Genomic DNA, 365 nt, shown 5'->3' on the forward strand with positions numbered 1-365 from the left:
CATCGCGCTGCGATTATTTGAGAGACTCTGTTACAGACTAATCCACCACTCAGTACTTCTACGGAGAGTGATGTTCAGCTGTAAACTTTCAATTTTCAGCTTGTTCCAGATTGTTAAAGAGCAAAATACTTCGCAGCATACTGTTTCCAATACACTCTGAAGTATTATTTAGGGGCTGTACGGTAATGGTGGAGCTAAGCGGGATCGAACCGCTGACCTCCTGCGTGCAAGGCAGGCGCTCTCCCAGCTGAGCTATAGCCCCATACAGTCACTTACAGATACCTTAATTACTCATCAGCAAGATGAGTCAGCCAATTTGTTCTCAGGCAAGGCGGAGTTCATACGACGTTTGCAAGTGCAAACGA

Annotated in this window: 1 tRNA gene; it reads right to left on the bottom strand. The window is 46.0% G+C overall.

Annotated elements, in window-relative coordinates:
* Window positions 1-186 precede the first annotated feature (186 nt).
* Window positions 187-262 (bottom strand) — tRNA-Ala (locus J1778_RS00085).
* Window positions 263-365 lie beyond the last annotated feature (103 nt).

This window comes from Rahnella bonaserana (genome assembly GCF_019049675.1).
GTDB lineage: Bacteria > Pseudomonadota > Gammaproteobacteria > Enterobacterales > Enterobacteriaceae > Rahnella > Rahnella bonaserana.